Origin of the sequence: Microbacterium paraoxydans, assembly GCF_020524545.1 — a bacterium.
GTDB lineage: Bacteria > Actinomycetota > Actinomycetes > Actinomycetales > Microbacteriaceae > Microbacterium > Microbacterium paraoxydans_C.
Window position 1 is genome coordinate 301042 of sequence record NZ_JAIVLG010000004.1, and the last position, 25869, is coordinate 326910.

Here is a 25869-nt window from a genome sequence, read left to right on the forward strand (position 1 = left end):
GTGGCGTACAGACGACCGGTGAGGGATCAGCGCTGCGGCCGTCGTTGCGGCAGTCGTCTGCGCACCTGTTCGGCAGCGCCGATGGAACCGAGGATGAGGGCGGTCTGCAGGATGAGCGCTTCGCGCGGACCTGTGGCGTCCCACCCGATGACCTCGCTCACTCGCTTGAGGCGATAGCGAACCGTGTTCGGGTGCACGAAGAGTTCACGTGCCGTCGCTTCGAGGGAGCGTCCGTTGTCGAGGTAGCTCCAGAGCGTGGTGACCAGATCGGTGGAGTGCGCCTGCAAGGGCCGGAAGATCCGTTCGATCAGGGTCTGCTTGGCGAGCGGATCGCCTGCCAGTGCGCGCTCGGGAAGCAGATCATCGGCTTCGACGGGGCGCGGAGCACCGCGCCAGGCGCGCGCGACCGCGAAGCCGGCAAGGGCGGCGCGAGCGCTCTGGCTCGCATCCACGAGCGCCGCCACGGCGGGCCCGAGGACGACGTAGCCAGGCCCGAACGACGGTTCGAGGCGGGAGGCGATCTCCTGGAACCCGAGCTCGTCCTCCTCGCTCTCCTGTCCCTCGGCGCGTGCGCGTCCGAGGACCAGTACGAGACGGGAACCCTGAACACCGATGAGGACGTCGACGGCGAGCTTCCGGGCGGTTCGGCGGACGAGATCCACGTCGAACTGCGGGGGTGTGGTTCCGACGAGCACAGCGACCTCGCCGTGACCATGCCATCCGAGTGCTGCGATACGGCTCGGGAGCTCCTCGTCTGCTTCTCCGGTGAGGATCGAGTCGACGACGAGCGCCTCGAGGCGTGCATCCCAGAGGCCTCGGGCCTCAGCGGCCCTGGCATACACGTCGGCCGCGGCGAAGGCGACGTCGCGGGAGTAGAGCAGGATCGCCTCGCGGAGGTCATTCCCCCGTCCGGCGACGCGCTCCTCGGTGACTTCGACGGTCACGCGGATGAGCTGCAGAGTCTGCTGGAGGCTGACACTGCGCAGCAGCTCGCGCGGAGCGGCGGCGAAGATATCGGCCGCGATCCACGGGGTGGAGGTGGGGTCCTCGTACCACTGGATGAACGACGTGATGCCCGCCTGGGCCACCAGCCCGACCGCGGAGCGGCGGGCTGGTGGCATGTCGGCGTACCACGGAAGGGTGTCCTCCAGCCGCTTGATCGTCACCGAGGCGATGTCACCGGAGATCCGGCGCAGCCAGGTGAGCGTCGCGGCCTTGTCCATGCCGGAAGAAGAGGATCCTGTCACCGAGGGCTCAGCTTTCGCCGCCCGCGTTACCGCTGGTTCCCGCGTTCACGTCGTGCAGGCTGTACTTCTGGATCGCCTGGGCCGCGAGCGAACGGTCGACCGTGCCCTCTTCGGCGAGCGACTGCAGTGTGCGTACCACGATCGACGGTCCGTCGATCTTGAAGAAGCGGCGCGCGGCGGCACGGGTGTCGGAGAACCCGAAGCCGTCGGCGCCGAGCGTGGCGAACCGGTTCGGAACCCACGGGCGGATCTGGTCCTGCACGGCATGCATGAAGTCGCTCACGGCGACGACCGGACCTTCGGCACCCTGCAGCTTCTCGGTGAGATACGCGGTGCGAGGCTCGGCCTCGGGGTGCAGGAAGTTGTGCTCGTCGGCGGCGAGGCCGTCGCGACGCAGCTCGGTCCAGGACGTGACGGACCAGACGTCGGCGATCACGCCCCAGTCGTTCTTGAGGAGCTCTTGCGCCTCGAGCGCCCACGGCAGTCCGACGCCCGACGCGAACAGCTGGGCACGGGGGCCGTCGCCTTCGCCGACGGACACACGGTGGATGCCGCGGACGATGCCGTCCACATCCACGTTCTCCGGCTCGGCAGGCTGTACGAGGGGCTCGTTGTAGAGCGTGATGTAGTACATCACGTTCGGGTCCTCGTGCTCGCCACCGTACATTCGCTCGATGCCGGATCGCACGATGTGCGCGATCTCGTAGCCGTAGGCAGGGTCATACGAGAGCGTCGCCGGGTTGGTGGCGGCCAGCAGGTGCGAGTGACCGTCGGCGTGCTGCAGTCCCTCACCCGTGAGGGTGGTGCGACCGGCCGTCGCGCCCATGATGAACCCACGGGCCATCTGGTCGCCCGCTGCCCACTGGGCGTCGCCCGTGCGCTGGAAGCCGAACATCGAGTAGAAGATGTAGATCGGGATGAGCGGCTCGCCATGGGTGGCGTAGGAGGTGCCCGCTGCGGTGAATGCCGCGACGGCGCCTGCCTCGTTGATGCCGACGTGCACGATCTGCCCCTGCGGGCTCTCCTTGTAGGCGAGGAGCAGCTCACGGTCGACCGAGGTGTAGTGCTGGCCGTTCGGGTTGTAGATCTTCGCCGTCGGGAAGTACGCGTCCATGCCGAACGTGCGCGCCTCGTCGGGGATGATCGGCACGATGCGGTGGCCGAAGTCCTTCGTGCGGAGGAGATCCTTCAGCAGACGGACGAAAGCCATGGTCGTGGCGATCTCCTGCGTGCCGGAGCCCTTCTTGGGAAGCGCGTAAGCGCTGTCGTCCGGCAACGAGAGACCCACATGGGTCGACCGGCGCTCGGGAAGGAATCCGCCGAGTGCCTGGCGACGCTCGAGCATGTACTGGATCGTCTCGTCCTGGGGGCCCGGGTTGTAGTACGGGGGCAGGTACGGGTTCTCCTCGAGCTGCGCATCCGTGATCGGGATGTGCATCGCGTCGCGGAACGTCTTGAGGTTGTCCAGCGTCATCTTCTTCATCTGGTGGGTCGCGTTGCGACCCTCGAAATGCGGACCGAGGCCGTAGCCCTTGACGGTCTTGGCGAGGATGACGGTGGGCTTGCCCTTGTGCTCGGTCGCGGCCTTGAACGCAGCGTAGACCTTGCGGTAGTCGTGGCCTCCGCGCTTCAGGTTCCAGATGTCGTCGTCGGAGTAGTCCTTGACGAGAGCGGCGGCACGCTCGTCACGGCCGAAGAAGTGCTCGCGGATGTACGCGCCGGACTCGGCCTTGTACGTCTGGTAGTCGCCGTCGGGGGTGACGTTCATCAGGTTGAGCAGCGCCCCCTCGGTGTCCCGGGCGAGCAGGTCGTCCCACTCGCGGCCCCAGACGACTTTGATGACGTTCCAGCCCGCACCGCGGAAGAACGACTCGAGCTCCTGGACGATCTTGCCGTTGCCGCGCACCGGACCGTCGAGACGCTGCAGGTTGCAGTTCACCACGAACGTCAGGTTGTCCAGGCCCTCGTTCGCTGCCACCTGAAGCTGGCCGCGGCTCTCGACCTCGTCCATCTCGCCGTCGCCGAGGAACGCCCAGACATGCGACTGCGAGGTGTCCTTGAGGCCGCGGTTCTCGAGGTACTTGTTCGACATCGCCTGGTAGATCGCGTTGATCGGGCCGAGGCCCATCGACACGGTCGGGAACTGCCAGTAGTCCTGCATCAGACGCGGGTGCGGATAGGAGGGGATGCCGTTGGGCGCGTGCGACTTCTCCTGACGGAAGCCGTCGAGCTGGTCCTCGGTCAGACGACCCTCGAGGAACGATCGCGCGTAGGTGCCGGGGGAGGCGTGGCCCTGGATGAAGATCTGGTCGGCGCCACCGGGGTGGTCGGCACCCTTGAAGAAGTGGTTGAAGCCGACCTCGTACAGGGCCGCCGACGAGGCGTAGGTCGAGATGTGACCGCCGACGCCGATTCCGGGGCGCTGTGCACGGTGCACCGTGATCGCAGCGTTCCAGCGGATCCAGGCCCGGTAGCGGCGCTCGACCTCTTCGTCGCCCGGGAATTCGGGCTCGTTCTCCGGGGCGATGGTGTTGATGTAGTCCGTCGTCGGGACCATCGGGACGCCCAGGTGCAGTTCCTTGGAACGCTTGAGCAGGCTGAGCATGATCTCGCGGCCTCGGCCGTGGCCCTTGGCATCCACCAGCTCGTCGAGGGACTGCTGCCACTCGCCGGTCTCTTCCGGATCGCTGTCGAGGGGGCCCTGGGAGTACGGATCCTGGTCGTGCACGGTCACGGGGGAACCTTTCGTCAAGCTGGCAGGTCATGCCAAGGAAACGGGAAGCGACACGGGCAGCCTTGTCAGCTGTGCACAACGCGCGCCGGATTCAGCCTATCCCTCTTCCACGACACGGGTGCGCATCGGCCTCCCGATAGACTGTCGGCACCAGGGCCTTTAGCTCAGCTGGTAGAGCGCCACGTTTACACCGTGGATGTCGTCGGTTCGATCCCGGCAGGGCCCACCGAGAGAACCGTGAGACAGTAGCGGTCACCGCGCCGCGGACCTAGGCTCCCGGCATGGGACTTCTGACCTTCAGCATCAACGTCACCCTCGACGGCTGCGTCGATCATGAGGTGGGGATCGCCGACGACGAGACCCATGCCTATTTCACCCGTCTCCTCGACGAGTCCGGCGCGATGCTCTGGGGACGCACCACCTACGAGCTGATGGAGGATGCCTGGCCCGCCGTCGCGCGGGGCGAGACGGATGCACCGTCGGCGCTGCGGGATTGGGCCGTCGCCTTGGAGGCGAAGCCCAAGTACGTTGTCTCCTCCACACGCGAGGACTTCCCGTGGACCAACAGCCATCGCATCGACGGCGACCTTCGCGCCGGAGTGCAGAGGCTCAAAGAAGAGACGCGCGATGGGGTCCTCCTCGGAAGCGGCATGCTGGCGACCGAACTCGACCGGCTCGACCTGATCGATGAGTACCGGTTGCTCGTGCATCCGCTCATCGCAGGCCACGGCCCCACCCTGTACGAGCGGGGGCTGCCTGCCACTCGACGCCTTGCTCTGGTGTCGTCGACGTCGTTCCGCAACGGCGCGATCGCTCTGCACTACCGGCGCGCGGACTGACGTAGACGGGGCGTCGCCGAGGCGGCGTACGCTGGACGAACCACACGCTCGGCGATCGAAGGGGAGGGAGCTGCAGGATATGGCGCGACGCATCGTCGTGAGCGGGGCCTCGGGCCTGATCGGTTCGGCTCTCGTCTCTTCCTTGCGCAGCGCTGACATCGACGTCACCGTTCTGGTCCGGCGTGCACCACGCACCGGGGACGAAGTGGAGTGGGCGCCAGGGGAGTACCCGCTCGATCCGGACGTGCTCGCCGGTGCAGAAGCCGTCGTCGCCCTCGGTGGCGCGAGCGTCGGTCGTCTGCCCTGGACGCGTCGCTATCGTGCTGAACTCGTGGACTCGCGGCTCCAGACGACACGTACGATCACGACGGCCCTGCGTGCTCTTCGGTCGGACGCGCCGGCACTGGTCTCGGCTTCCGCGGTCGGATACTACGGGTCCGCCCCTGGCGAGATCCTCACGGAGGAGTCCGCGGCTGGACAGACGTTTCTCGCCGACCTCACCGTGCGCTGGGAGGCCGAAGCTCGACGCGCACAGGACCACACCAGGGTCGCGCTGCTGCGCACTGCCCCAGTGATCCACCGGCGCGGCGTGCTCAGGCCGCTCATCCAGCTCACCCGCTTCGGCGTATCCGGCCCCCTCGGACGTGGATCGCAGATCTGGCCCTGGATCTCGCTCGACGACGAGGTCAGGGGAATCCGCCATGTCCTCGACAAGAAGCTCGCGGGCCCGGTCAACCTCACGGGACCCGCGCCCGCCTCCGCGAACGACATCGGCCGGGAACTCGCCTCCCGCATGCACAGGCCGTTCTGGTTCCCCGCTCCGGCGTGGGCTCTGCGCTTCGCTCTCGGTGACGCGGCGGATTCGCTACTGCTCCCGGACGCCGATGTGCGGCCGCGGGCTCTGGAGCGCACGGGCTTCGTGTTCACTCATCCGACCGTCGCGCAGGCGGTCGCCGCCGCTTTGTGACATTTCCGACGGCGTCGCCCCTCCCGCAGCGGGGCACCGCACTGCGAGACTGAGCGCATGGAGATCATCGAGAACTCGAAGCTCACTGTCGTCGGCGCGGGCAGTGTGGGCTCCAGCGTCGCCTATGCCGCACTGATCCGCGGATCGGCGCGGCACGTCGCGCTCTATGACATCGCCACCGAGAAAGTCGACGCGGAGGTCCTCGACCTCGCGCACGGAACGCAGTTCACAGGTTCGAGCGACATCATCGGCGGTAGCGACATCTCGGTGGCCGCCGGATCACACGTCGTCGTGATCACGGCAGGGGCCAAGCAGAAGCCGGGCCAGACCCGCATCGAACTCGCAGAGGTCAACGCGGGCATCATCCGCCGCATGATGCCCGAGCTGCTCGAGGTCGCACCGAACGCGGTGTACGTGATCGTCACGAACCCGTGCGACGTGCTCACCGTGATCGCTCAACAGGAGACCGGACTCCCACCCGAGCGGATCTTCGCCTCCGGGACGGTGCTCGACACCTCACGGCTGCGCTGGAAGCTGGCCGAGCGCGCGGGCGTGTCCACCGCCAGCGTCCATGCTCACATCGTCGGCGAGCACGGTGACACGGAGTTCCCGTTGTGGTCGCGCGCGACCATCGGCACCGTGCCGATCCTCGACTGGGAGACACCGGGACACCCCCGGTTCACGCTCGAGGAGTTGCAGGAGATCGCGGTGGACGTGCGTGATGCCGCGTACAAGGTCATCCTCGGCAAGGGGGCGACCAACTACGCCATCGGGCTTTCGAGTGCGCGAATCGTCGAGGCCATCCTCCACGACGAGCACGCGGTGATGCCCGTGAGCACGGTGCTGCGAGACTTCCACGGTCTCGACGGAGTCGCCCTGTCGGTGCCCTCGATCGTGAGTGCGACCGGCGCGGTGCCGATCCGCAAGACATCGTTCTCCGACAACGAGCTGGCGCTTCTGCGGCAGTCCGCGGACGCGCTGACGGCGGCAGCGGCGTCGTTGCGTCCGTGAGCGGGGCGGCGGTGCAGGACCGACACCCCGCCTCTGATCAACGCCCGTGCGGGTCGGTGGCGTTCAGCGTGCTGACGACCCGGTCGTAGTCGCCACGGGCCTCCCCGTACCGGAGGAACTTGACCCGCTCCACCTGGATCTCAGTGGCGCCGGGCTGCGTCTCGATCAGCGTCATGACCTCGTCGATGAACTCGTCGAGCGGCATGGCCGACTCGTTGTCCTCGTGTCCGGGCATGAGAGGAGTACGAACAGCCGGCGGCTCCAGCTCGAGCACCGACACCGTGCTCCCCGCGAACTGCAGGCGCAGGGATTCGCTGAGCATGTGGATCGCCGCCTTGCTGGCGTTGTAGGTCGGTGTCACACGCAGGGGCGCGAAAGCGAGCCCGGACGAGACCGTCATGATCGTCGCCTCCGGCTGTGCACGCAGATGCTCGACGAAGGCGGCGATCAGCCGGATCGGCCCGAGGATGTTCGTGTCGACGGTCTCTTCGGCCGTGGAGAGGAAGCCTGCGGGCGTGGTCCAGTCCTCCGCCCGCATGACACCGGCCATGGTGATCAGCACGTTCAGGGTGGGGTGCTCGGCGAGGACGGCTCGGGAGGCCTCGTGGATGCTGTCGGCGTCGGTCGTGTCGATACGCACCGTGTGGATGCCGGGGTGCTCGCCGGCGATGGCTGTGAGGCGGTCCTCGCGGCGCCCTCCCACGATCACGGTGTTGCCGCGGGCGTGCAGACGCAGAGCGAGGGCGAGGCCGATGCCGCTCGTCGCGCCCGGAATGAAGATGGTGTTTCCGCTGATGTTCATGCGATCAGCTTCGGTGTCTCGGCGTCGTCCCTCCAGAGAGCGGTCATCCAGGGATCGACGGTCCCTGGAATGTGCGCGGATGCAGGGGGATACTTCAGTGGTGGATCGTGATGCACTGGCCGAATTCCTGCTCCGCCGACGTGAGGCGCTGGGACCCGCCGACGTCGGACTTCCGGCCGGACCTCGTCGTCGAACCGCGGGTTTGCGCCGAGAAGAGGTCGCGCAGCTGGCGACGATGTCGACGGACTACTACACGCGTCTGGAACAGCGGCGGGGACCGCAGCCGAGCGTGCAGATCCTCTCTTCCCTGGCGCGGGCCCTGCGCCTGACGGAGGATGAGCGCGACTATCTGTTCCGTGTCTGCGGCCACAGCGCCCCGGACCGCGCCAGCATCTCGGAGTACGTGCGCCCCGGCATCCTCCGCGTGCTCGACCGTCTCCACGACACTCCCGCGTTCGTCGTCTCGCCCCTCGACGAGGTGCTCGTCCAGAACGATGCCTCCCTTGCGCTCGTGGGTGATGCGAGCGCGCTGACCGGACTCGATCGGAGCGGCATCTACCGGTGGTTCGCGTATCCCGAGGTCGAGAGGCGCCGCTATCGCGAGGCCGATCATGCACGACAGTCCCGTGCCCTCGTCGGCACCTTGCGCGCCGCGTACGGTGTGACGGGCTCGCAGTCGCGGGCGGGGGAGATCGTCACGGCTCTGTCAGCCCGGAGCCCGGAGTTCGTCGAGCTGTGGGAAGCGCACGTGGTCGGTCGGCGCTTCGAGCAGCACAAGGTGATGGTGCACCCCGAGCTGGGGGAGATCGAGGTCGACTGCCAGGCGCTCTTCAGCGAGGACGAGTCGCAGGCGCTCATCGTGCTCACCGCTGCTCCCGGAAGTGAATCGGCGAGCAAGCTCGAGTTCCTCCGCGTGCTGGGAACGCAGCGCGTCTGAGCCGATCGGGCGTCAGGACTCCTCGTGCGTGCGAGGATCGGCCGCGAACAGTCGTCCGTCCGGACGCCCGAGCCCCGTGATGGCTGTGACCTCGTCATCCTCGAGCACGATGTCTGCGGCCGCGAGGTTCGCGACCTGGTGCTCCAGGGACGACGCTTTCGGAATCGACACCGTCCCTCGCGCCACGTGCCAGGCGAGCACCGTCTGCGCCGGAGAGATCCCGTGCGCCGCGGCGACCTCGAGAATCACTGCCTCGTCGAGCAGTGCCTTCGCGCGGCCCAGCGGGCTCCAGGCTTCCGTGAGGATGCCCTTCTCACGGTGGTACGCGAGCTGTTCCTCCTGCGGGAAGTAGGGATGCACTTCGATCTGGTTCACGACCGGACGGACGCCGGTCTCGCTTTCGATCCGCTCCAGGTGCTCCGGCAGGAAATTCGAGACGCCGATCTGCCGCACGACGCCGCGGGACTGTGCGTCGACGAGGGCGGTCCACGCCTGCACGTACTCGTCCTGGCTGGGGTTCGGCCAGTGGATGAGGTGCAGGTCCGTGATGTCGAGTCCCAGCCGCGAGCGGCTCTCCTCGATGCTGTCGCGAGCCTTGTCCGATGGGTGATGACGGCCGGGGAGCTTCGTCGTGACGATGATCTCCGAGCGGTCCACGTCCGCGGCGGCGACTCCTCGTCCGACCGAGCCTTCGTTCTCGTAGTTGAAGGCCGTGTCGACGAGTCGGTATCCCGCAGCGATGCCCCCGGCGACGGCATCCGCTCCGCGATCGCCGTTGAGTCGATAGGTGCCGAGGCCGATGGCCGGGAGGACGAAGCCATTGTGCGCAGTGAACGAGGGGACGACAGGTCGAGTGGTCACGATTCTCCTTCTGGGCGTTTTCCCCGAGCGTACGCTGGAGGGATGACAAAGGACGCTGACACGGCGGCGGATGGCGTCTCGGTAACGGACTCTTCGCGATGCCCGTGCTCCTCCGGTGAGGTCTTCGGTCACTGCTGCGCCCCTCTGCTCGGCGGGGCACCCGCTCCGACCGCGGAGCGTCTCATGCGCTCGCGCTACACGGCGTTCTGTCTCGCGGATGAGGAGTATCTGCTGCGGACCTGGCACCCGACGACGAGGCCGAGGGCGGTCGAGTCGGACCCGGACCTTCGCTGGCGGCGCTTGATCGTGCTCGACCGCTCGGCGGGCGGTCCCTTCGATCGGGAGGGTGTCGTGGAGTTCGAGGCGTTCTGGTGTCAGGGCGCGGAGCGAGGCTCACTGCGCGAGCGCAGCCGCTTCGTGCGCGAGGAGCGACAGTGGCTCTACGTCGACGGAGATGTCAGCTGATGGGCGGACGTCGCCGTTGCGACTACATTTGAGAGCGTGAACGCCAGCCCCGAGAACCAGCGCACCCTGCTCGACATCGCCGACCTGGACCGGCGCATCGCACAGGCGGAGCGTGCGCGAACGAAGCCGAGTCAGGCGGGCCGGATCACCGAACTCGTCGCGATCCGTCAGGAGCAGCTCCGCGAGCTGACCGCACTGACCGGCACTCGTGACGACGTGCGTACCGAGCTGGCGCGGATCGAGTCCGATGTCGCGGTCGTCGCGGCACGTCGGAACCGCGACGCGGAGCGTCTCGCGACGGCGACGAATCCGAAGGACGCGCAGGCTCTCGAGCATGAATTGGCGAGTCTCGCCAAGCGGCAGAGCGATCTCGAAGACGCACAGCTCGACGTGATGGGCCGGCTCGAAGAGGCCGAGGCCGGTGTTGCCGCGCAGCAGGCGCTGCTGGCGACGACCACCGCGGAGGGCACGACGCTCACCGCCGAGGCGAAGGCCGATGTCGCGGCGGCGACCGATCTGGGAAGTCAGCTCGCTCGCGACCGTGCGGCGGTGGCCGAGGGGGTGCCGCCGCAGCTGCTGGCCGAGTACACGCGCCGCGCGGCCAACAGTGCGGGCGCGGCGTTGCTCACCCGCGGAACTTGCGAAGGCTGCCGCATCCTGCTCCCCAGCACCGACCTGAATGACATCCGTCGTGCGGCGGATGACCTCGTGGTGTCGTGCCCCGAGTGCGGGTGCATCCTGGTTCGCACCGAGGAGTCCGGGCTCGCATGAGCGGCGCCCGTACGCTCGGCTCGTGACGGCGCCGGCATCGGGTGTGGAACGGCGTATCGCGCTGATCTCGGTCGGGCCGCGCGACTACGTCGCGATCGAACTCGATGCTGACGACGAAGAGCAACGCCGCACGCCGTTGCGTGCGGACGACCTCGTGGACTGGGCGCGCTCCGTCGAGGCTTCCGATGCGCCGCGATGGGTCATGCGGTCCGCCGCGGAGATGTATGCCCTTCTTCTCGCTGGAGGGGTGCGCGTCGCGCGCAGTCACGACCTGGTGCTCTGCCACGCGATCTTGCGCGACACCGCCTCGGTGGCGACGCCGCTGCCCGCATCCCCCGAGTGGGAGCGTCGCGAGTCGGCCACGGCGACGCCTTCGCTGTTCGATGTGTTCGAGGAGGGCCGAGGTGACGATGCGATCTCGACGACGCTCGATCAATACCGTGCGCAGCGCCGGGTGATCGCGTCTGCCCCGGATGGACGACTGACGTTGCTGTGCGCCGCGGAGTCGGCGGGAGGGCTCATCGCTGAGGAGATGCGGGTTGCGGGATTGCCCTGGGACGAGAGCGTGCACGATGCGATCCTGACCGACACGCTCGGCACCCGTCCGGTCGCCGGAGGTGTGCCGAGTCGGATGGTCGAGCTCGGCGACCGCGTGCGCGACCTCCTGGGAGACGCATCGCTTCACCTCGACAGTCAGCAGAAGCTGCTCCGTGCGCTGCACCGCGTGGGGGTGCAGGTCGAGTCCACCAGCCGGTGGGAGCTCGCCGAGCAGGACCACCCGGTCGTCGCGCCGCTGCTCGCGTACAAGAAGCTGTCGCGGCTGCTGAGCGCCAATGGCTGGTCCTGGCTCGCAGAGTGGGTGCATGACGGGCGGTTCCGTCCGGTCTACATCCCCGGCGGCGTCGTCACCGGACGCTGGGCATCGGCGGGCGGAGGGGCGCTGCAGCTGCCGCGTAACCTTCGTCCAGCGGTGCGTGCGGATCCCGGATGGGCCCTGGTGGTGGCTGATGTGGCGCAGCTGGAGCCCCGCATGCTCGCAGCGATGGCCTCCGACGAGGAGATGGCGCTCGCGGCGCGGGGGAGCGACCTGTACGCGGGTGTCGTCGCCTCCGGTGCGGTCGCGACTCGTGAAGAGGCGAAGTATGCGGTCCTGGGCGCGATGTACGGCGCGACGACGGGAGACAGCGGACGGTTGGTGCCGCGCTTGCGCAAGGTCTATCCGCGCGCAATGGCGCTGGTCGACGCTGCGGCACGCACGGGAGAGGACGGCGGGATCGTGTCCACCTGGCTCGGTCGATCGTCGCCACGTCCGTCGTCGGAGTGGATGCATCTGCAGTCGGAGGCGACGGGGGCGGATGCCGATCCGACGGTCGTTTCGCTCGCCCGCCGAAGAGCACGCGATTGGGGGCGGTTCACGCGCAACTTCGTGGTGCAGGGTACCGCCGCGGAATGGTCACTCATCTGGCTCGCCGAGATTCGTCATCGCCTGCGGCAGATCCCGGAGGTGTCCACCGCGGCCACAGCCTCCGGTCCATTCGCTCGCGTGCCGCACCTCGCCTTCTTCCTCCACGACGAAGTCATCCTGCACGTCCCGCAGGAACACGCGGATTCGGCGGCCGAGGCCGTCCGGGAGGCCGCAGCCGTCGCGACGACCAGACTCTTCGGCTCGTTCCCGATCGACGTGCCCCTCGATCTGCGCGTGGCCGAGTCCGCGGAGAAGTAGCGAGAGCGCTCACGGGGAGAAAGTAGACTGGCTACGCGAATGGGTCGACTGGACGGTCGCGTTGCGGGAAACCGCACCGAGGAACGTCCGGGCTCCACAGGGCAGGACGGTGGGTAACGCCCACCCGGAGCAATCCGCGAGAAAGTGCCACAGAGAGTAGACCGCCCCGCGAGGGGTAAGGGTGAAAGGGTGGTGTAAGAGACCACCGGGGGCCATGGTGACAAGGCCCGCCAGGTAAACCTCGTCCGGAGCAAGGTCAGACAGAGGATGTTGACGCGGCTCGCCGAGTCCTCGGGTAGACCGCTAGAGTGCCACGGCAACGTGTCGCCGAGAGAGATGACCGTCGAAGGGGCGAAGAACCCCGGAACAGAACCCGGCGTACAGGTCGGCCCATTCGCATGAACGAGATCTGATCAGGTCTCCTTCCGCCCGGCCCCCGGCGGCGTCCCGGAGCGTTGTCTTCCGGGGAGGGAGCGCCGGCGCGCGGCGAACCGCACCGCCTAGGCTCGGAGTATGCAGCCCGGAAAGACACGCCCATGAGGTCTACTCCATGAGAGATGTGACACGACGGGGTCTGGCCTTGTCCGTGGTGCTCAGCGGCGTCGCGGGCTACGTCGATGCGATCGGGTTCATCGACACAGGGGGCTTCTTCGTCTCCTTCATGAGCGGCAACTCGACCCAGGCCGGTGTGGACATCCTCGAGCAGGGACTGGGGGCGTCGCTTCTGCCTTTGACGCTGGTCGTCGCTTTCGTTCTGGGCGTCGCCGTCGGCGCGATGATCGGCGGGAACGGCCGACGGCGCGCCTGGGCGGTGGCGGCCTCCGCATCCGTCGTCGCTCTGAGCGCAGTCTTCGCTGCGGTCGTCCCGACGAGCGCGGTCCGGTTCTGGATGCTGGCTTTCGCCATGGGGGCGCTGAACACCCTGTACCTGTCAGACGGACGCGCGCGCGTCGCCATCACGTATGCGACCGGCACGTTGGTGAGTCTGGGGCTCGCGGTCGCGGAGCTGCTCACGGGGCGTTCCGCATCCGCCTGGCGCCGCCCTCTCCTGCTGTGGGGATCGCTCGCAGGCGGCGCGGTGGTCGGTGCCGCGGCGCATCGGCTCGGAAGCGGGCCCGCACTGCTCCTCGCCGCCATCGCACTCGCCGCCGCAGGTGCGGGTCTGGCGATGAAGCCCCGCGTTCGACGGGAACGGCCGGACGCGGAGACGGGTGGACGGAGGGCTTGATCTTCGGCGTCGGGACGGGAGGGGATCAGTCGCCGGCGAGAGACGCCGCACCGATGATGCCCGAGTTGTTCCGATGGATCGCCGGGACGATGGGCGTCTTCAGGTCGAGCAAGGGGAGGAAGTCCCCGGCGTTCTTCGACACGCCGCCACCGACCACGAACAGGTCGGGGCTGAACAGGAACTCGACGTGCGAGTAGAACGCCTGGAGGCGCTCCGCCCACTCGGCCCAGCTGAGGCCTTCGCGCTCGCGTGCCGAGGTCGCGGCGTAGGTCTCCACCGACTCGTACTGGCGGAAGTTGAGGTGCCCGAGCTCGGTGTTCGGCAGCAGGATGCCGTCGTAGAGAAAGGCGGAGCCGATGCCGGTGCCGAGCGTCGTGAGCAAGGTGAAGCCGCGCACATCCCTGGCCGCACCATGGCGCGCTTCGGCGACGCCGGCCGCGTCCGCATCGTTCACGAACACGATGTTGCGGCCGAGGCCGTCGCGGAAGAACCGCTCCGCGTCGAAGTCGATCCATTCCTTCGATACGTTCGCGGCGGAGAGCGTCTTGCCCCGCTTGACGATCGCCGGAAACGCCACGCCGAGCGGAAGCGTGGACTCATGCACGTCGAGGGTCTTGAGAACCGTCTGCACCGCCACCAGCACATCTTGCGGCGATGCGCCGGCAGGAGTGGGGACCCGCACCCGATCCGATGCCATGACACCGTGCTCGAGGTCGACGATTCCCGCTTTGATACCCGTGCCGCCGATGTCGACGCCGATCGCTTTTGCCATGGGCGATAGCTTAGCGACCGCGGTGCACGCCAGTAGGATCGATGACATCACGTGCAGAAGGGGCAGACATGACTGACGGTGACCACAAGTACTGGTACAACTCGCAGACCGGCGAGGTCGAGTTCGGCATGATCTCGCCCTCCATCGATCGGATCGGTCCGTTCGACACGGAGGCGGAAGCCCGCCGCGCCCCCGAGGTGCTTCGGGAGCGTTCCCGCGCGTGGGCGGAGGAAGAGGCCGTCGAACAGGGCTGGGACGTCAAGGGCGGCGCAAAGGGCCAGGGCGCGGAGTAGCCATGGACAAGCAGAGGGACTTCGTCCTGCGGACGATCGAAGAGCGCGGCGTCAAGTTCGTGCGGCTGTGGTTCACGGACGTCATCGGCACGCTCAAGTCGGTGGCGATCGCTCCGGCCGAGGTCGAAGGCGCGTTCGCAGAAGGAATCGGGTTCGACGGCTCCGCCATCGAAGGGCTGACCCGTACGCAGGAGTCCGACCTGCTCGCGCAGCCTGATCCGACCACGTTCCAGACGCTGCCCTGGCGAGGCGAGATCGATCCGACGGCACGCATGTTCTGTGATCTGACCACGCCCGACGGCCAGCCGGCCGTCGCCGACCCGCGGCACGTGCTCAAGCGCACGCTCGCGAAGGCCGCGGATGCGGGCTTCACCTTCTACACGCACCCCGAGATCGAGTTCTACCTCCTCAAGTCGTCGTCGTTCGGCCCGGACGGGCCCGTCCCCGTCGACTCGGCCGGCTACTTCGACAACGTCCCCGGTGGCACCGCGCATGATTTCCGACGTCGCTCGGTGCGCATGCTGGAAGACCTGGGCATCTCCGTCGAGTTCAGCCACCACGAGGGCGGTCCCGGGCAGAACGAGATCGACCTGCGGTACGCCGATGCGCTGACGACGGCCGACAACGTGATGACCTTCCGCACCGTGATCAAGGAGGTGGCGATCGAGCAGGGCGTCTACGCGACGTTCATGCCGAAGCCGCTCAGCGGGCAGCCGGGTAGCGGCATGCACACGCACATGTCCCTCTTCGAAGGCGACCAGAACGCTTTCTACGAAGAGGGGGCCAAGTACCAGCTCTCCAAGACCGGGCGCCATTTCATCGCAGGCCTGCTGAAGCACGCCAACGAGATCTCCGCGGTCACGAACCAGTTCGTCAACTCGTACAAGCGGCTATGGGGCGGCGACGAGGCTCCGAGCTTCATCACCTGGGGACACAACAACCGCTCCGCACTCGTGCGCGTGCCCATGTACAAGCCGAACAAGGGGCAGTCGTCACGAGTCGAGTACCGTGCGCTCGATTCCGCAGCGAACCCGTACCTCGCCTACGCGCTCATGCTCGCGGCCGGGCTGAAGGGCATCGAAGAGGGCTACGAGCTCCCGCCCGAGGCAGAGGACAACGTGTGGGCGCTCAGCGATGCCGAGCGACGTGCGCTGGGCTATTCGGCTCTGCCGGCGAGCCTCGATCATGCTCTCGAGTACATGGAGGAGTCGGAGCTCGTCGCCGAGACGCTCGGCGAGCAGGTCTTCAACTATGTGCTGCTCAACAAGCGCAAGGAGTGGGAGGCCTACCGCGGGCAGGTCACCCCGCTGGAGCTGAAGAACAACCTCGAGCTGCTCTGAGTCGCGCATGGTCCGCCCGGACGACTCCGTCTCGCTCTCTGCGCTGGCCAGGCTCGGCTTCGCAGAATTGAGCGAGGCCGCGGCTTCCCTCGCGGAACTCGCGGAGATCCTCGACCGACCTCACGGGGTACTGCTCGAGGCAGATGATGCCGCAGACCCCGATGCCGCGGTGCGCGGGTTGCTTCGAGTGGCGCGTCGGGATGCAGCACCCCTGCGGGCACTGCTCGATGACGAGGTGACCCGGCGCCAGGTGTGGCGCGTGTTCGGCGCGTCGGAAGGGCTCGCCGACTTCTTCCTCCGTCACCCCGAGCAGCTCTCGGTTCTCGACGGGCCGATCCGCGGTCTGCCCACGTCACCAGAGCTGCGCGAGAGCTTGCTCGCGTCCGTCGGCGCGCGAGAGGGATTCGCGCGGACGGGGGACGACGACGCGGTCGTCGCGCTCAGGGTCGCGTACCGCCGCAGCCTCGCGGCCGTTGCGGCCTACGATCTCACGCATCCGTCGCCGGCGACGATCGTCGCCGACGTCTCGGCTGCACTCGCCGATCTCGCCGGTGCCGCACTCGAAGCGTCGCTCGCCGTCGCGAGGACGCGTCTGCAGGAGTCGCTGAACAAGGACGAGGTCGCCGCTACGCGCCTCGCCGTCATCGGCATGGGCAAAGCGGGTGCCAGGGAACTGAACTACGTCAGTGACGTGGACGTGATCTTCGTCGGCGGCACCGACGACGAAGACATCGTGAACGAGGCGAAGGCGATGGACATCGCCACTCGACTCGCGCGCGAGACCATGCGCAACCTGAGCGGCATCGAGGTCGAGCCGCCGCTGTGGGAAGTGGACGCCGCGCTCCGCCCCGAGGGCAAGCAAGGAGCCCTGGTTCGTTCCGTCGCCTCCCATTTGGCGTATTACGACCGTTGGGCCAAGAGCTGGGAGTTCCAGGCTCTGCTCAAGGCGCGCCCCCTCGCAGGGGACGCGGAGCTCGGCGCGGAGTACATCGCCGCCGTGCAACCGAAGATCTGGTCGAGCGCGGCGCGGCAGGACTTCGTCGAGAGCGTCCAACGCATGCGCGAGCGGGTGATGGAGCACATCGACCCCGAAGACGCGCCGTATCAGCTGAAGCTCGGCGCCGGTGGACTCCGTGACATCGAGTTCACGGTGCAGCTGTTGCAGCTCGTCCACGGCCTCACCGACGAGACCTTGCGCACCCGGGGCACGCTCGAGAGCCTCGGCGCACTGGTCGACGGGGGCTACATCGGACGCGCAGACGCTGCCACCTTCGCCGACGACTACCGGTTGTTGCGACTCATGGAGCATCGTCTCCAGCTGCGTGAGCTCAGCCGCACGCACTTGATGCCGCGGACTCCCGCGGGGCTTCGGGTGCTCGCTCGCGGCACCGGATTGGCGGACAGCGGCGGGGCCGTCTGGGCTCGGTGGGAGAGCGTGCGGCGTGAGGTGCGAGAGATCCACACGCGACTGTTCTACCGGCCGTTGCTCAGCGCGGTCGCCGGACTCCCGGAGGAAGAGCGCACGCTCTCGGCCGCGCAGGCTCACGACCGCCTGGCTGCGATCGGGTTCCGAGATCCGGCGGGAGCGTTGCGCCACATCGGGGCACTCACGAGCGGGCTCAGCCGCAAGGCCACCATCCAGAGGCATCTGATGCCCATCATGGTGCGCTGGTTCGCCGACGGCAGCGACCCCGACTACGCCCTCCTCGCGTTCCGGCGGATCAGCGAGCGCCTCGGTGACACGCCATGGTTCCTCCGGATGCTGCGTGACTCCTCGGGTGCTGCCGAGAGCCTGACGCGCTTGCTCTCCTCGTCTCGCTACATCGGTGAGCTGTTGGAATGGATCCCCGAGTCGGTCGCCTGGCTCGACAGCTCCGGACGTCTGCGGCCCCGTGGAGCCGCGGCCCTCGACGAGGAGGCGCGGGCGATCCAGACGCGTCACGAGACCATCGGCGATGCCCTGCGTGCCGTGCGTGCCCTCCGCCGCCGGGAGCTTCTCCGCACCGCGATGGGAGCGGTTCTCGGAGTCCTCACGATCGAGGAGGTGGCGACGGCGCTGACGGACATCACCGAAGCGACCATCCAAGCCGCCCTCCGTGCCGTCCTCCGCGAGGTGGTCCCCGCGGAGGACGATGATCTGGACTTCGCCGTCATCGCGATGGGACGCTTCGGAGGCGCAGAACTCGGTTTCGGCTCGGATGCCGACATCCTCTACGTCTACGACGCGAACGGCGTCGATCCCCAGCGCGCGCAGAAGCTCGCCACGCAGATCGTCACAGGACTCCGCGAGCACGTCACCGACCACCGGCTCCCACTCGACCTCGATGCCGATCTGCGTCCGGAGGGGCGCAACGGTCCCGTCGTTCGATCCATCGAGGCATACGCCGAGTACTACCGTCGCTGGTCGTTGTCGTGGGAGGCGCAGGCGCTGCTCCGGGCGCGAGGCGTCGCGGGAAGCGTGAAGCTGATCGAGAAGTTCACCGCGCTGGCGGACACGATCCGCTACCCCGAGTCGGTCGATCTCCAGAGCACGCGCGAGATCAAACGCATCAAGGCCAGGGTCGAAGGGGAACGACTGCCGCAGGGGGCGGACCCCAGGCGGCATCTGAAGCTCGGCCCGGGTACGCTCAGCGACGTCGAGTGGCTCGTGCAGATGCTCCAGCTTCAGCACGCTCACGCGATTCCGGGGCTGCGCACGACCTCGACCCTCGGCGCGCTCGACGCCGCCGTCGATGCGGGGCTTGTGGCGCAGGATGATGCCGAGCGGCTGCACGAGGCGTGGCGCCTGTCGAGCAGACTCCGGTCGGCGATCACGCTGCTGACGGGGAAGACGAGCGATCTGCTTCCGGTGGACCGGCGGCAGCTGGATGCGATCGGTCGTCTTCTCGGCTATCCCGACCGTGCGGCCACCGAGCTCGAAGAGGACTATCTGGGCGTCACGCGACGTGCGCGGAAGACGTTCGAGGACTTGTTCTACGGTTGAATCCGCCGCGCGAGTTTGCAGTATGGGGGCGCGTGTCCCAAGCTGACGATATGACTCGCGCACGCATCGGTATCGTCTGGAATCCTTCGAAGGTCGAGCAGGACGATCTGCGTGACGCGGTCGCCGGAGTCTTCGACGATTCATACGATGTCCGTTGGTGGGAGACCACTCCGGATGACCCAGGTCGAGGCATGGCTCGGGAAGCGCGCGAGGATGACCGGCACATCGTCATCGCGGTCGGCGGAGACGGCACCGTGCGCGCTGTCGCCGAATCGCTGGCAGGTTCGGAGACCATGCTCGGAATCGTTCCGCAGGGGACCGGCAATCTTCTCGCTCGCAACCTCGATGTTCCGCTGAACGATGTGACCGCAGCGCTGGAAAGAGTCCGTGACGCCGAGGCGCGTCGCATCGATCTGGGGTGGGTCTCGTATGACGGAGCCGAGCATGCCTTCGCGGTGATGGTCGGATTCGGTATCGATGCGCAGATGCTGGTCGAGACCGACGACGACCTCAAGTCGAAGGCTGGATGGCTCGCCTACGTCGAAGCGATGGGACGTGCCCTCGCCGGTACCGAGATGACGGAGATCACTCTCGCCATCGACGGAGAGAAGGCTGTCGCCGTGCGCGGCCACACCATGCTGATCGGCAACTGCGGGATGGTGCAGGGCGGGATCAGACTGCTGCCCGACGCCGTGCTCGACGACGGCAAGCTCGATGTGCTCATGGTCAGCGCGGACGGCGCGCTGCAATGGCTGGACACGCTGCGTTCCTTCGTCTGGGACAACGGTATCCGGCGTCTGTTCGGGGCCAGCGACGAGGCCGTCAGCACGGACTCCACACGGCATCTTCCCGTCGAGCGCATCGACGTCGAGCTGGCGACGCCGCTCATGTTCGAGATCGACGGCGAGGAGATGGGGGAAGTCTCCGCCTTCGAGGTGCGTGTGGAGCCCGGCGCCCTCCTCGTCCGGTAGGTCAGCGAGCGGTCTCCGGGGGGACGATCTTCTGGTCCTGTGCAGGGAACGTCACCTTCTGCACGATGATGATGATGCTCGCGGCGACCGGGATCGCGACGAGCGCTCCGAGGATGCCGCCCAGCGTTCCACCGGCCACCGCCGCGATCACCACGAGCGCCCCCGGCACGGCAACGGCTCTGCTCATGATGCGAGGCGAGAGAACGTATGCCTCGATCTGCATATAGATGAGGTAGTAGATGATCGCGATCAGCGCCGTCAGCGGTGAGACGAAGAGGCAGATCAGCGAGTTGATGATCGACGCGGTCAGCGTTCCGACCAGCGGGATCAGCGACCCGATGAACGCGATGAGCGCGAGCAGCGCCGGCACCGGGGCGCCGATGATGCTGAGGAAGATGAGACTCAGGATTCCGTTGACGAGCGCGAGGCTCACCTGGCCGATCACGTAGCGACCGACGGCGCCGGAGACGTCTTCGAGGAGTCCGCTGAAGGTGTCCCGCTGGTAGGCGGGTACGAAACGGGCCGCCACGTGCTTCATGCTCCGCAGCGAAGCCATGAAGTACAGGGTCAGGATCAGGACGATCGTGACCCCCGTCAGTCCGCCTGCGATCCCCGCTCCGACGGCGAAGACACCACCGCCGATGTCGAGGAAGTTGTCCGGGTCCTGAACGAAGTCGAGGACGCCCTGGACGGCGTCCGTGATGGTGGACCCGAACTGGCCGCTGATGTCCTTGTACCAGGCGCTGGCCATGAAGTCCTCGACCATCTGCGGTCCGTCTTTGATCAGATTGCTGATCTGCTCGACCAGGAGCGGGATGATGGCGAGGATGATGCCGGCGAACGCCAGCAGGACCGCGGCGACGACGACGGCGACGGCTGCCGGGCGGGGGAGCTTCTTCTCGATGAAGGCGACGATGGGGTCGAGTCCGAGCGCGAGGAAGATCGCCACACCGATGTACACGAACACCGTGGCGAGCTGACCGACGACACCGCCGATCGCCAGGGCCACCAGCACACCGAGGGCGCCCAGCAACCCGAACATGAAGGGGTTCGTCCGCGCGTACGCGGCGACCGCGTTCGACCGCTGTGCCGCGGTGTCGTCCGGAGGGGTGCGCAGGTCGCTCTTCACGGTCACTCTTCTACGGCGCATGGTTCCCCCGGTCGATGCTCAGACTCACAAGTTGATCACCCGGATGCCACGCGGTCAAGCGCGCCACGGCGGGAGATCAGCGGGTGTCAGAGTGACGGAGGGCCCCACCGTCGCAGACGCGGCGGTGGGGCCCTCTGGGTGCGGTTATGAAGCCGTCAGACCCCGAAGTACAGCTCGTACTCGAACGGGTGCGGGCGCTGCGCCATCGGCAGGATCTCGTTCTCGTACTTGTAGGAGATCCAGGTCTCGATGAGCTCCTTGGTGAACACGCCGCCCTCGAGGAGGAACTGGTGGTCGGCCGCCAGCGCGTCGAGCGAGTCGAGCAGGGAGTTCGGGACCTGCGGGATGTCCTTGGCCTCCTCGGGCGGGAGCTCGTAGAGGTCCTTGTCGACCGGCTCGTGCGGCTCGATGCGGTTCTTGATCCCGTCGAGGCCGGCCATCAGCTGGGCGGCGAAGGCGAGGTAGGGGTTGCCGGAGGCATCGGGTGCGCGGAACTCGATGCGCTTGGCCTTCGGGTTGGATCCCGTGATCGGGATGCGGATCGCGGCGGAACGGTTGCCGGCCGAGTAGACCAGGTTGACCGGAGCCTCGAAGCCCTTGACCAGACGGTGGTAGCTGTTCAGGGTCGGGTTGGTGAACGCGAGCAGCGCCGGCGCGTGTGCCAGGATGCCGCCGATGTACCAGCGCGCGATGTCGCTGAGCTGACCGTAGCCGGCCTCGTCGTAGAACAGCGGCTCGCCGTCGTTCCACAGCGACTGGTGCGTGTGCATGCCCGAGCCGTTGTCACCGTAGAGAGGCTTGGGCATGAAGGTCGCGACCTTGCCCCACTCCTGCGCGGTGTTCTTGACGATGTACTTGAACTTGAGGATGTCGTCTGCCGCGTGGACCATCGTGTCGAAGCGGTAGTTGATCTCCTGCTGTCCGGCGGTTCCCACCTCGTGGTGCGAACGCTCGAGCGTGAAGCCGGACTCGATGAGCTTGAGGGTGATGTCGTCGCGCAGGTCGGCGGTCTTGTCGACCGGGCTCACCGGGAAGTAGCCGCCCTTGTAGGGAGTCTTGTTGGCGAGGTTGCCGCCCTCTTCTTCACGACCGGTGTTCCACGCCGCTTCCTCGGAGTCCACCTTGTAGAAGCTCTCACCGGCGGTGACGGAGTAGCGGACGTCGTCGAAGATGTAGAACTCCGCCTCGGGGGCGAAGAAGGCCGTGTCGGCGATACCGGTGGATGCCAGGTACTTCTCGGCCTTCTTGGCGACCTGGCGCGGGTCCTTCGAGTAGATCTCGCCGGTGCGCGGGTTGTAGATGTCGAAGAGCATGACGAGCGTGCTCGCCTCGCGGAACGGGTCGACGTACGCCGTCGTGACGTCGGGGATGAGCTGCATGTCCGACTCATGGATGCTCGCGAAGCCGCGGATCGAGGAACCGTCGAACAGCTGGCCGTCGGTGAAGAATGCCTCGTCGACCGTCGATGCAGGAATGTTGAAGTGCTGCTGAACACCCGGGAGATCGGTGAAGCGGATGTCAAGGAACTTGACGTCGTTCTCCTTGATGTAGGTCAGTACTTCGGACGAATCTTTGAACATGTACGACTCCTGTAATGCGGATCGATGGCTTCACGGCCACTCTGCAGAGTACGGACGGGGGATTTCTCTACGGTATCCGCTTTGTTTCGGGCGTGTTACAGGCGCGAGGTCGTCAGCGCGACTTTTCCGGCTCGGTAGGCTGGGGGAGTGACGGATGCTGTGAACACGTACCCCGGCGAGCGACTCGGACTTCCGGAATCGGGTACCGGGAGCATCGCCCGCCCCGGTCGGCGGATCGGCGCCCTGCTGATCGACTACGCCGCAGCGACGATCATCGCGACGGGCTTCCTCGGATATGACCAGTTCGCGCTCCCCACGGAGGCGGGTCTCACCCAGTTCGCGCCGATGCTCGTCTTCGCGGTGCTGCAGATCCTCTTCATTCCGACCGCCGGCGGCAGCCCGGGCCACCGCATCCTCGGGATGCGTCTGGTCCGGCGAGACGGCAGCTGGGTCGGACTTTGGCGTCCTGTGGTGCGCACGCTGCTGCTGGTGGTCGTCGTACCTGCGGTCATCTGGGATACCGATCAGCGCGGCCTCCATGACAAAGCCATCGGGACGATCCTGATCCGCGCCTGAGTCTCGCGCTCAGGCCTTCCCGCGGTTGCGTCGTCGCGCTTCGCGGGGCGCGCGGCCTCCGAGGAACGAGCGCGCCGGGTCGACGGAGAATCCCTGTCGAAGCGCCTCGCGCCCGATGAGCATGCGGAATCCCATCTCGTCGCGGTTGCTCAGTGTCACCTCGGCGAGCACTTCGCGGTCCACGAGACGGATCATCAGCTCCACCACGAGGCGCTCCTGCGCATGCCCCGAAGAGCTGCGCACGGCACGACGGTCGTGTACGGGACACTCCACGACCACGGCATCCTCCTGGCTGTCCTGCCACGGCTTGACCTTGAACCGGACCCACGTCTCGCCGTCCTGTTCGAACTCCAGGATGTCGAAAGCGTGCAACGACGAGGTGCGCGCTCCCGTGTCGATCTTGGCCTTGATCCAGTCCACCCCGAGATCGGGCAGGCTCACCCATTCTCGCCACCCCGTAAGGGTGTTTGAATGGGGGGTAGACCTACTCACCTGATACATCCTGGCAGGAAACTCCCCGTGAAGATCGCAGTGCTCTCCCGCGCGCCGCAGGCGTATTCCACACAGCGACTGCGCGCCGCGGCGCTTCAGCGCGGACACAACGTCAAGGTGCTCAACACCCTGCGGTTCGCGATCGACCTGACAGCCGACGAACCCGACCTCCACTATCGCGGACGCCAGCTGAGCGACTACGACGCCATCCTGCCGCGCATCGGCAACTCGATCACGTACTTCGGCACCGCCGTGGTGCGGCAGTTCGAGCAGATGGACGTCTACACGCCGAACACCGCCAACGGGATCTCGAGTGCCCGCGACAAGCTGCGGGCGAACCAGATCCTGTCACGTCACAACATCGCGATGCCACCGACCGCTTTCGTGCGCAACCGCGCCGACGTGCGGCCGGCGATCGAGCGGGTCGGTGGCGCCCCCGTCGTGATCAAGCTTCTGGAGGGCACGCAGGGGATCGGCGTCATCCTCGCTCCGCAGGTGAAGGTGGCGGAGGCGATCATCGAGACGTTGCATTCCACGAAGCAGAACGTCCTGATCCAGAAGTTCATCTCCGAGAGCCGTGGGCGCGACATCCGGGCACTGGTGGTCGGTGACCGTGTGGTCGCGGCGATGCGCCGTTCGGCCGCCGGTGACGAGTTCCGTTCGAACGTGCACCGCGGCGGTTCCGTCGAGGCCGTCGAACTCGATCCCGCCTACGAGCGTGCGGCCGTGCGTTCCGCCCAGATCATGGGGCTGCGCGTCGCCGGTGTGGACATGCTCGAGGGCGACGACGGGCCCCTGATCATGGAGGTCAACTCCTCGCCGGGGCTTCAGGGCATCGAGACCGCGACGAAGCTCGACGTCGCCGGTGCGATCATCGACTACATCGCCGGGCAGGTCGCGTTCCCCGAGATCGACGTGCGGCAGCGCTTGACCGTTTCCGCGGGCTACGGCGTCGCCGAGCTCATGGTGCACGGCGCGGTCGATCTGGTCGGGAAGACCCTTGGCGAAGCCGGTCTCTGGGAGCGTGACATCACGGTCCTCACGCTCCACCGTGGTGTCAGCGTGATCCCCAATCCCCGCAAGCACGTCGTGCTGGAAGCGGACGACAGACTGTTCTGCTTCGGCAAGCTCGACGAGATGCGTTCGATGATCCCCGAGCGACGCCGTCGTCGCGCGAAGGTCCGCCGCCTGCCACGTCAGCCGCTCTCGGAATGAGCGAGAACGCGGCCACCCTCGAAAGAGGACGGCCGCGTTCTTCGTTCGGGTGTCAGATCAACGCGGACGCTGGGAGCGCACCTTCGTGGGGTCGATCCCCTTCGGAATCGGCAGCGAGGACAGCGACTGCGACACGGACTCCACACGGCGGATGACGGCGGCCATGGTGGCCTTGTCGATCGCCTTGGGGATCTTCTTGATCGTCTTCGCCAGGTCGGCGATCGCGACCTCGTCTTCGCCGTGTCCGACGTAGAGCACCGTGATCGGGACACCGTGAGCGACGCGCTGTGCCTTGCTGCGCTCCTCGTTGACCAGGCGGGTCAGTCGGCCGCGCGCACCTTCCCCCACGACCACGATGCCGCCGCGGCCGATCGTACGATAGACGGCCTCCTGCGTCTTCGGGTTGATTCCGACGGGCGTCTCCGAGGCCTGCCACTTGCGCCCGAGACTGGTGCTGAGCACGTGGCCGGTGGCGCCGGGCATGCCGTCGATCTTCGCGTACATGGCCGACGTCGACAGGCGCGTCATGAGGAACAGGGCACCGAGGATGCCCAGCATCAGGCCGGTGATGCCCCAGAGGATGAGGGTCCAGACCTGGAAGGGCGGGATCAGATAGCCGGCGACGAGGCCGAGGAGAACGCCGCCGATCAGGATGGCGAGCTGTGCCCAGGGAAGCCATGCGTAAGCCTCGCGGGTGAACCGGAAGAGGGACTTGATCTGGGAGAAGAACCCAGGACGCTTTTCGGGTTCAGGAGCACGCTTTGCCATGAGCACCAGCCTACCGAGTCAACGGGCCCCGTGATGTCGGCGTTCGCGCGAAGCGGAGAGGATCGCACCCCTCCTGCACATATGTGAAAACCGGCCGACTCCATTCACATTGCCCCCGGAGGTCACACCGTGACCACGCGGTGC

Annotated in this window: 23 protein-coding genes, 1 tRNA gene and 1 other RNA gene; 16 read left to right on the top strand and 9 right to left on the bottom strand. The window is 67.1% G+C overall.

Going from position 1 to position 25869, the window contains the following annotated elements; genetic code table 11:
* Positions 1-26 precede the first annotated feature (26 nt).
* Together LC041_RS10585 and aceE are read right to left on the bottom strand one after the other, a co-directional pair.
* Complete coding sequence (locus LC041_RS10585) at positions 27-1223, bottom strand: PucR family transcriptional regulator (RefSeq protein ID WP_226533058.1); 1197 nt, start codon at positions 1221-1223, stop codon at positions 27-29.
* 31 nt (positions 1224-1254) lie between these two features.
* A complete protein-coding gene (gene aceE, locus LC041_RS10590) occupies positions 1255-3981 on the bottom strand; it encodes a pyruvate dehydrogenase (acetyl-transferring), homodimeric type (protein ID WP_226533059.1) in 2727 nt (908 codons plus the stop codon).
* 153 nt (positions 3982-4134) lie between these two features.
* Between aceE and LC041_RS10595 the strand changes: the two genes are divergently transcribed.
* The 4 genes from LC041_RS10595 to LC041_RS10610 all read left to right on the top strand — a co-directional run bounded on the left by LC041_RS10595 (position 4135) and on the right by LC041_RS10610 (position 6798).
* A tRNA-Val gene (locus LC041_RS10595) sits at positions 4135-4207 on the top strand.
* A 55-nt stretch (positions 4208-4262) separates the two neighbouring features.
* Positions 4263-4820 (top strand): dihydrofolate reductase family protein, encoded by a 558-nt coding sequence (locus LC041_RS10600; RefSeq protein ID WP_226533060.1) that lies wholly within the window; start codon positions 4263-4265, stop codon positions 4818-4820.
* Between the two features lie 79 nt (positions 4821-4899).
* Positions 4900-5787 carry a TIGR01777 family oxidoreductase gene (locus tag LC041_RS10605; RefSeq protein WP_226533061.1) on the top strand — a complete coding sequence of 296 codons (888 nt, stop codon included), beginning with the start codon at positions 4900-4902 and terminating at the stop codon, positions 5785-5787.
* A gap of 57 nt (positions 5788-5844) precedes the next feature.
* Entirely contained in the window at positions 5845-6798 is a 954-nt protein-coding gene (locus LC041_RS10610) for an L-lactate dehydrogenase (RefSeq protein WP_226533062.1), read from the top strand.
* Positions 6799-6835: 37 nt separating this feature from the next.
* Here the strand turns inward: LC041_RS10610 and LC041_RS10615 are convergent, their stop codons facing one another.
* Positions 6836-7600 (bottom strand): SDR family oxidoreductase, encoded by a 765-nt coding sequence (locus tag LC041_RS10615; RefSeq protein WP_226533063.1) that lies wholly within the window; start codon positions 7598-7600, stop codon positions 6836-6838.
* 100 nt (positions 7601-7700) lie between these two features.
* Here LC041_RS10615 and LC041_RS10620 point away from each other — a divergent pair, with 100 nt between their 5' ends.
* Positions 7701-8537, top strand: coding sequence for a helix-turn-helix transcriptional regulator (locus tag LC041_RS10620; RefSeq protein ID WP_226533064.1), 837 nt, complete (start codon positions 7701-7703; stop codon positions 8535-8537).
* Between the two features lie 12 nt (positions 8538-8549).
* Here LC041_RS10620 and LC041_RS10625 read toward each other — a convergent pair whose 3' ends face one another.
* Positions 8550-9398: an aldo/keto reductase gene (locus LC041_RS10625; protein ID WP_226533065.1), complete on the bottom strand. Its 849-nt coding sequence runs from the start codon at positions 9396-9398 to the stop codon at positions 8550-8552.
* A 42-nt stretch (positions 9399-9440) separates the two neighbouring features.
* Here LC041_RS10625 and LC041_RS10630 point away from each other — a divergent pair, with 42 nt between their 5' ends.
* The 5 genes from LC041_RS10630 (at position 9441) to LC041_RS10650 (ending at position 13585) form a co-directional block, all read left to right on the top strand.
* Positions 9441-9863 (top strand): YchJ family protein, encoded by a 423-nt coding sequence (locus LC041_RS10630; RefSeq protein WP_226533066.1) that lies wholly within the window; start codon positions 9441-9443, stop codon positions 9861-9863.
* Positions 9864-9899: 36 nt separating this feature from the next.
* Positions 9900-10634 (top strand): zinc ribbon domain-containing protein, encoded by a 735-nt coding sequence (locus LC041_RS10635; RefSeq protein WP_226533067.1) that lies wholly within the window; start codon positions 9900-9902, stop codon positions 10632-10634.
* A 22-nt stretch (positions 10635-10656) separates the two neighbouring features.
* Positions 10657-12357, top strand: a complete 1701-nt coding sequence (locus tag LC041_RS10640) for a bifunctional 3'-5' exonuclease/DNA polymerase (protein WP_226533068.1) — start codon at positions 10657-10659, stop codon at positions 12355-12357.
* Between the two features lie 40 nt (positions 12358-12397).
* Positions 12398-12754, top strand: an RNA gene (rnpB, locus tag LC041_RS10645) — RNase P RNA component class A.
* Positions 12755-12907: 153 nt separating this feature from the next.
* The gene (locus tag LC041_RS10650; RefSeq protein WP_226533069.1) at positions 12908-13585 is read left to right on the top strand and encodes a YoaK family protein; all 678 of its coding nucleotides are present in this window, start codon (positions 12908-12910) and stop codon (positions 13583-13585) included.
* A gap of 25 nt (positions 13586-13610) precedes the next feature.
* Here the strand turns inward: LC041_RS10650 and ppgK are convergent, their stop codons facing one another.
* Positions 13611-14357 carry a polyphosphate--glucose phosphotransferase gene (gene ppgK / locus LC041_RS10655; RefSeq protein WP_226533070.1) on the bottom strand — a complete coding sequence of 249 codons (747 nt, stop codon included), beginning with the start codon at positions 14355-14357 and terminating at the stop codon, positions 13611-13613.
* 68 nt (positions 14358-14425) lie between these two features.
* Between ppgK and LC041_RS10660 the strand changes: the two genes are divergently transcribed.
* From LC041_RS10660 to LC041_RS10675, 4 genes are read left to right on the top strand one after another with little or no spacing between them, the layout of a single operon-like run.
* On the top strand, positions 14426-14650 hold the full coding sequence (locus LC041_RS10660) for an SPOR domain-containing protein (protein ID WP_226533071.1): 225 nt from the start codon (positions 14426-14428) through the stop codon (positions 14648-14650).
* A 2-nt stretch (positions 14651-14652) separates the two neighbouring features.
* A complete protein-coding gene (glnA, locus tag LC041_RS10665) occupies positions 14653-15990 on the top strand; it encodes a type I glutamate--ammonia ligase (protein ID WP_226533072.1) in 1338 nt (445 codons plus the stop codon).
* Between the two features lie 7 nt (positions 15991-15997).
* A complete protein-coding gene (locus LC041_RS10670; RefSeq protein ID WP_226533073.1) occupies positions 15998-18973 on the top strand; it encodes a bifunctional [glutamine synthetase] adenylyltransferase/[glutamine synthetase]-adenylyl-L-tyrosine phosphorylase in 2976 nt (991 codons plus the stop codon).
* Positions 18974-19023: 50 nt separating this feature from the next.
* On the top strand, positions 19024-19944 hold the full coding sequence (locus LC041_RS10675; protein WP_226533074.1) for a diacylglycerol/lipid kinase family protein: 921 nt from the start codon (positions 19024-19026) through the stop codon (positions 19942-19944).
* 1 nt (position 19945) lies between these two features.
* Here LC041_RS10675 and LC041_RS10680 read toward each other — a convergent pair whose 3' ends face one another.
* Positions 19946-21094, bottom strand: a complete 1149-nt coding sequence (locus LC041_RS10680) for an AI-2E family transporter (RefSeq protein ID WP_264189174.1) — start codon at positions 21092-21094, stop codon at positions 19946-19948.
* A gap of 155 nt (positions 21095-21249) precedes the next feature.
* Positions 21250-22674, bottom strand: a complete 1425-nt coding sequence (gene glnA / locus LC041_RS10685) for a type I glutamate--ammonia ligase (protein ID WP_226533076.1) — start codon at positions 22672-22674, stop codon at positions 21250-21252.
* A 147-nt stretch (positions 22675-22821) separates the two neighbouring features.
* Here glnA (LC041_RS10685) and LC041_RS10690 point away from each other — a divergent pair, with 147 nt between their 5' ends.
* Complete coding sequence (locus tag LC041_RS10690; RefSeq protein ID WP_226533077.1) at positions 22822-23250, top strand: RDD family protein; 429 nt, start codon at positions 22822-22824, stop codon at positions 23248-23250.
* A gap of 9 nt (positions 23251-23259) precedes the next feature.
* On the opposite strand, the gene LC041_RS10695 is transcribed toward LC041_RS10690, so the two are convergent.
* Positions 23260-23751, bottom strand: a complete 492-nt coding sequence (locus LC041_RS10695) for an ATP-dependent zinc protease family protein (protein WP_226533078.1) — start codon at positions 23749-23751, stop codon at positions 23260-23262.
* Positions 23752-23769: 18 nt separating this feature from the next.
* On the opposite strand from LC041_RS10695, the gene LC041_RS10700 reads away from it, so the two are divergent.
* The gene (locus tag LC041_RS10700; RefSeq protein ID WP_226533079.1) at positions 23770-24957 is read left to right on the top strand and encodes a RimK family alpha-L-glutamate ligase; all 1188 of its coding nucleotides are present in this window, start codon (positions 23770-23772) and stop codon (positions 24955-24957) included.
* Positions 24958-25014: 57 nt separating this feature from the next.
* On the opposite strand, the gene LC041_RS10705 is transcribed toward LC041_RS10700, so the two are convergent.
* Complete coding sequence (locus LC041_RS10705) at positions 25015-25725, bottom strand: DUF4191 domain-containing protein (protein WP_226533080.1); 711 nt, start codon at positions 25723-25725, stop codon at positions 25015-25017.
* Positions 25726-25869 lie beyond the last annotated feature (144 nt).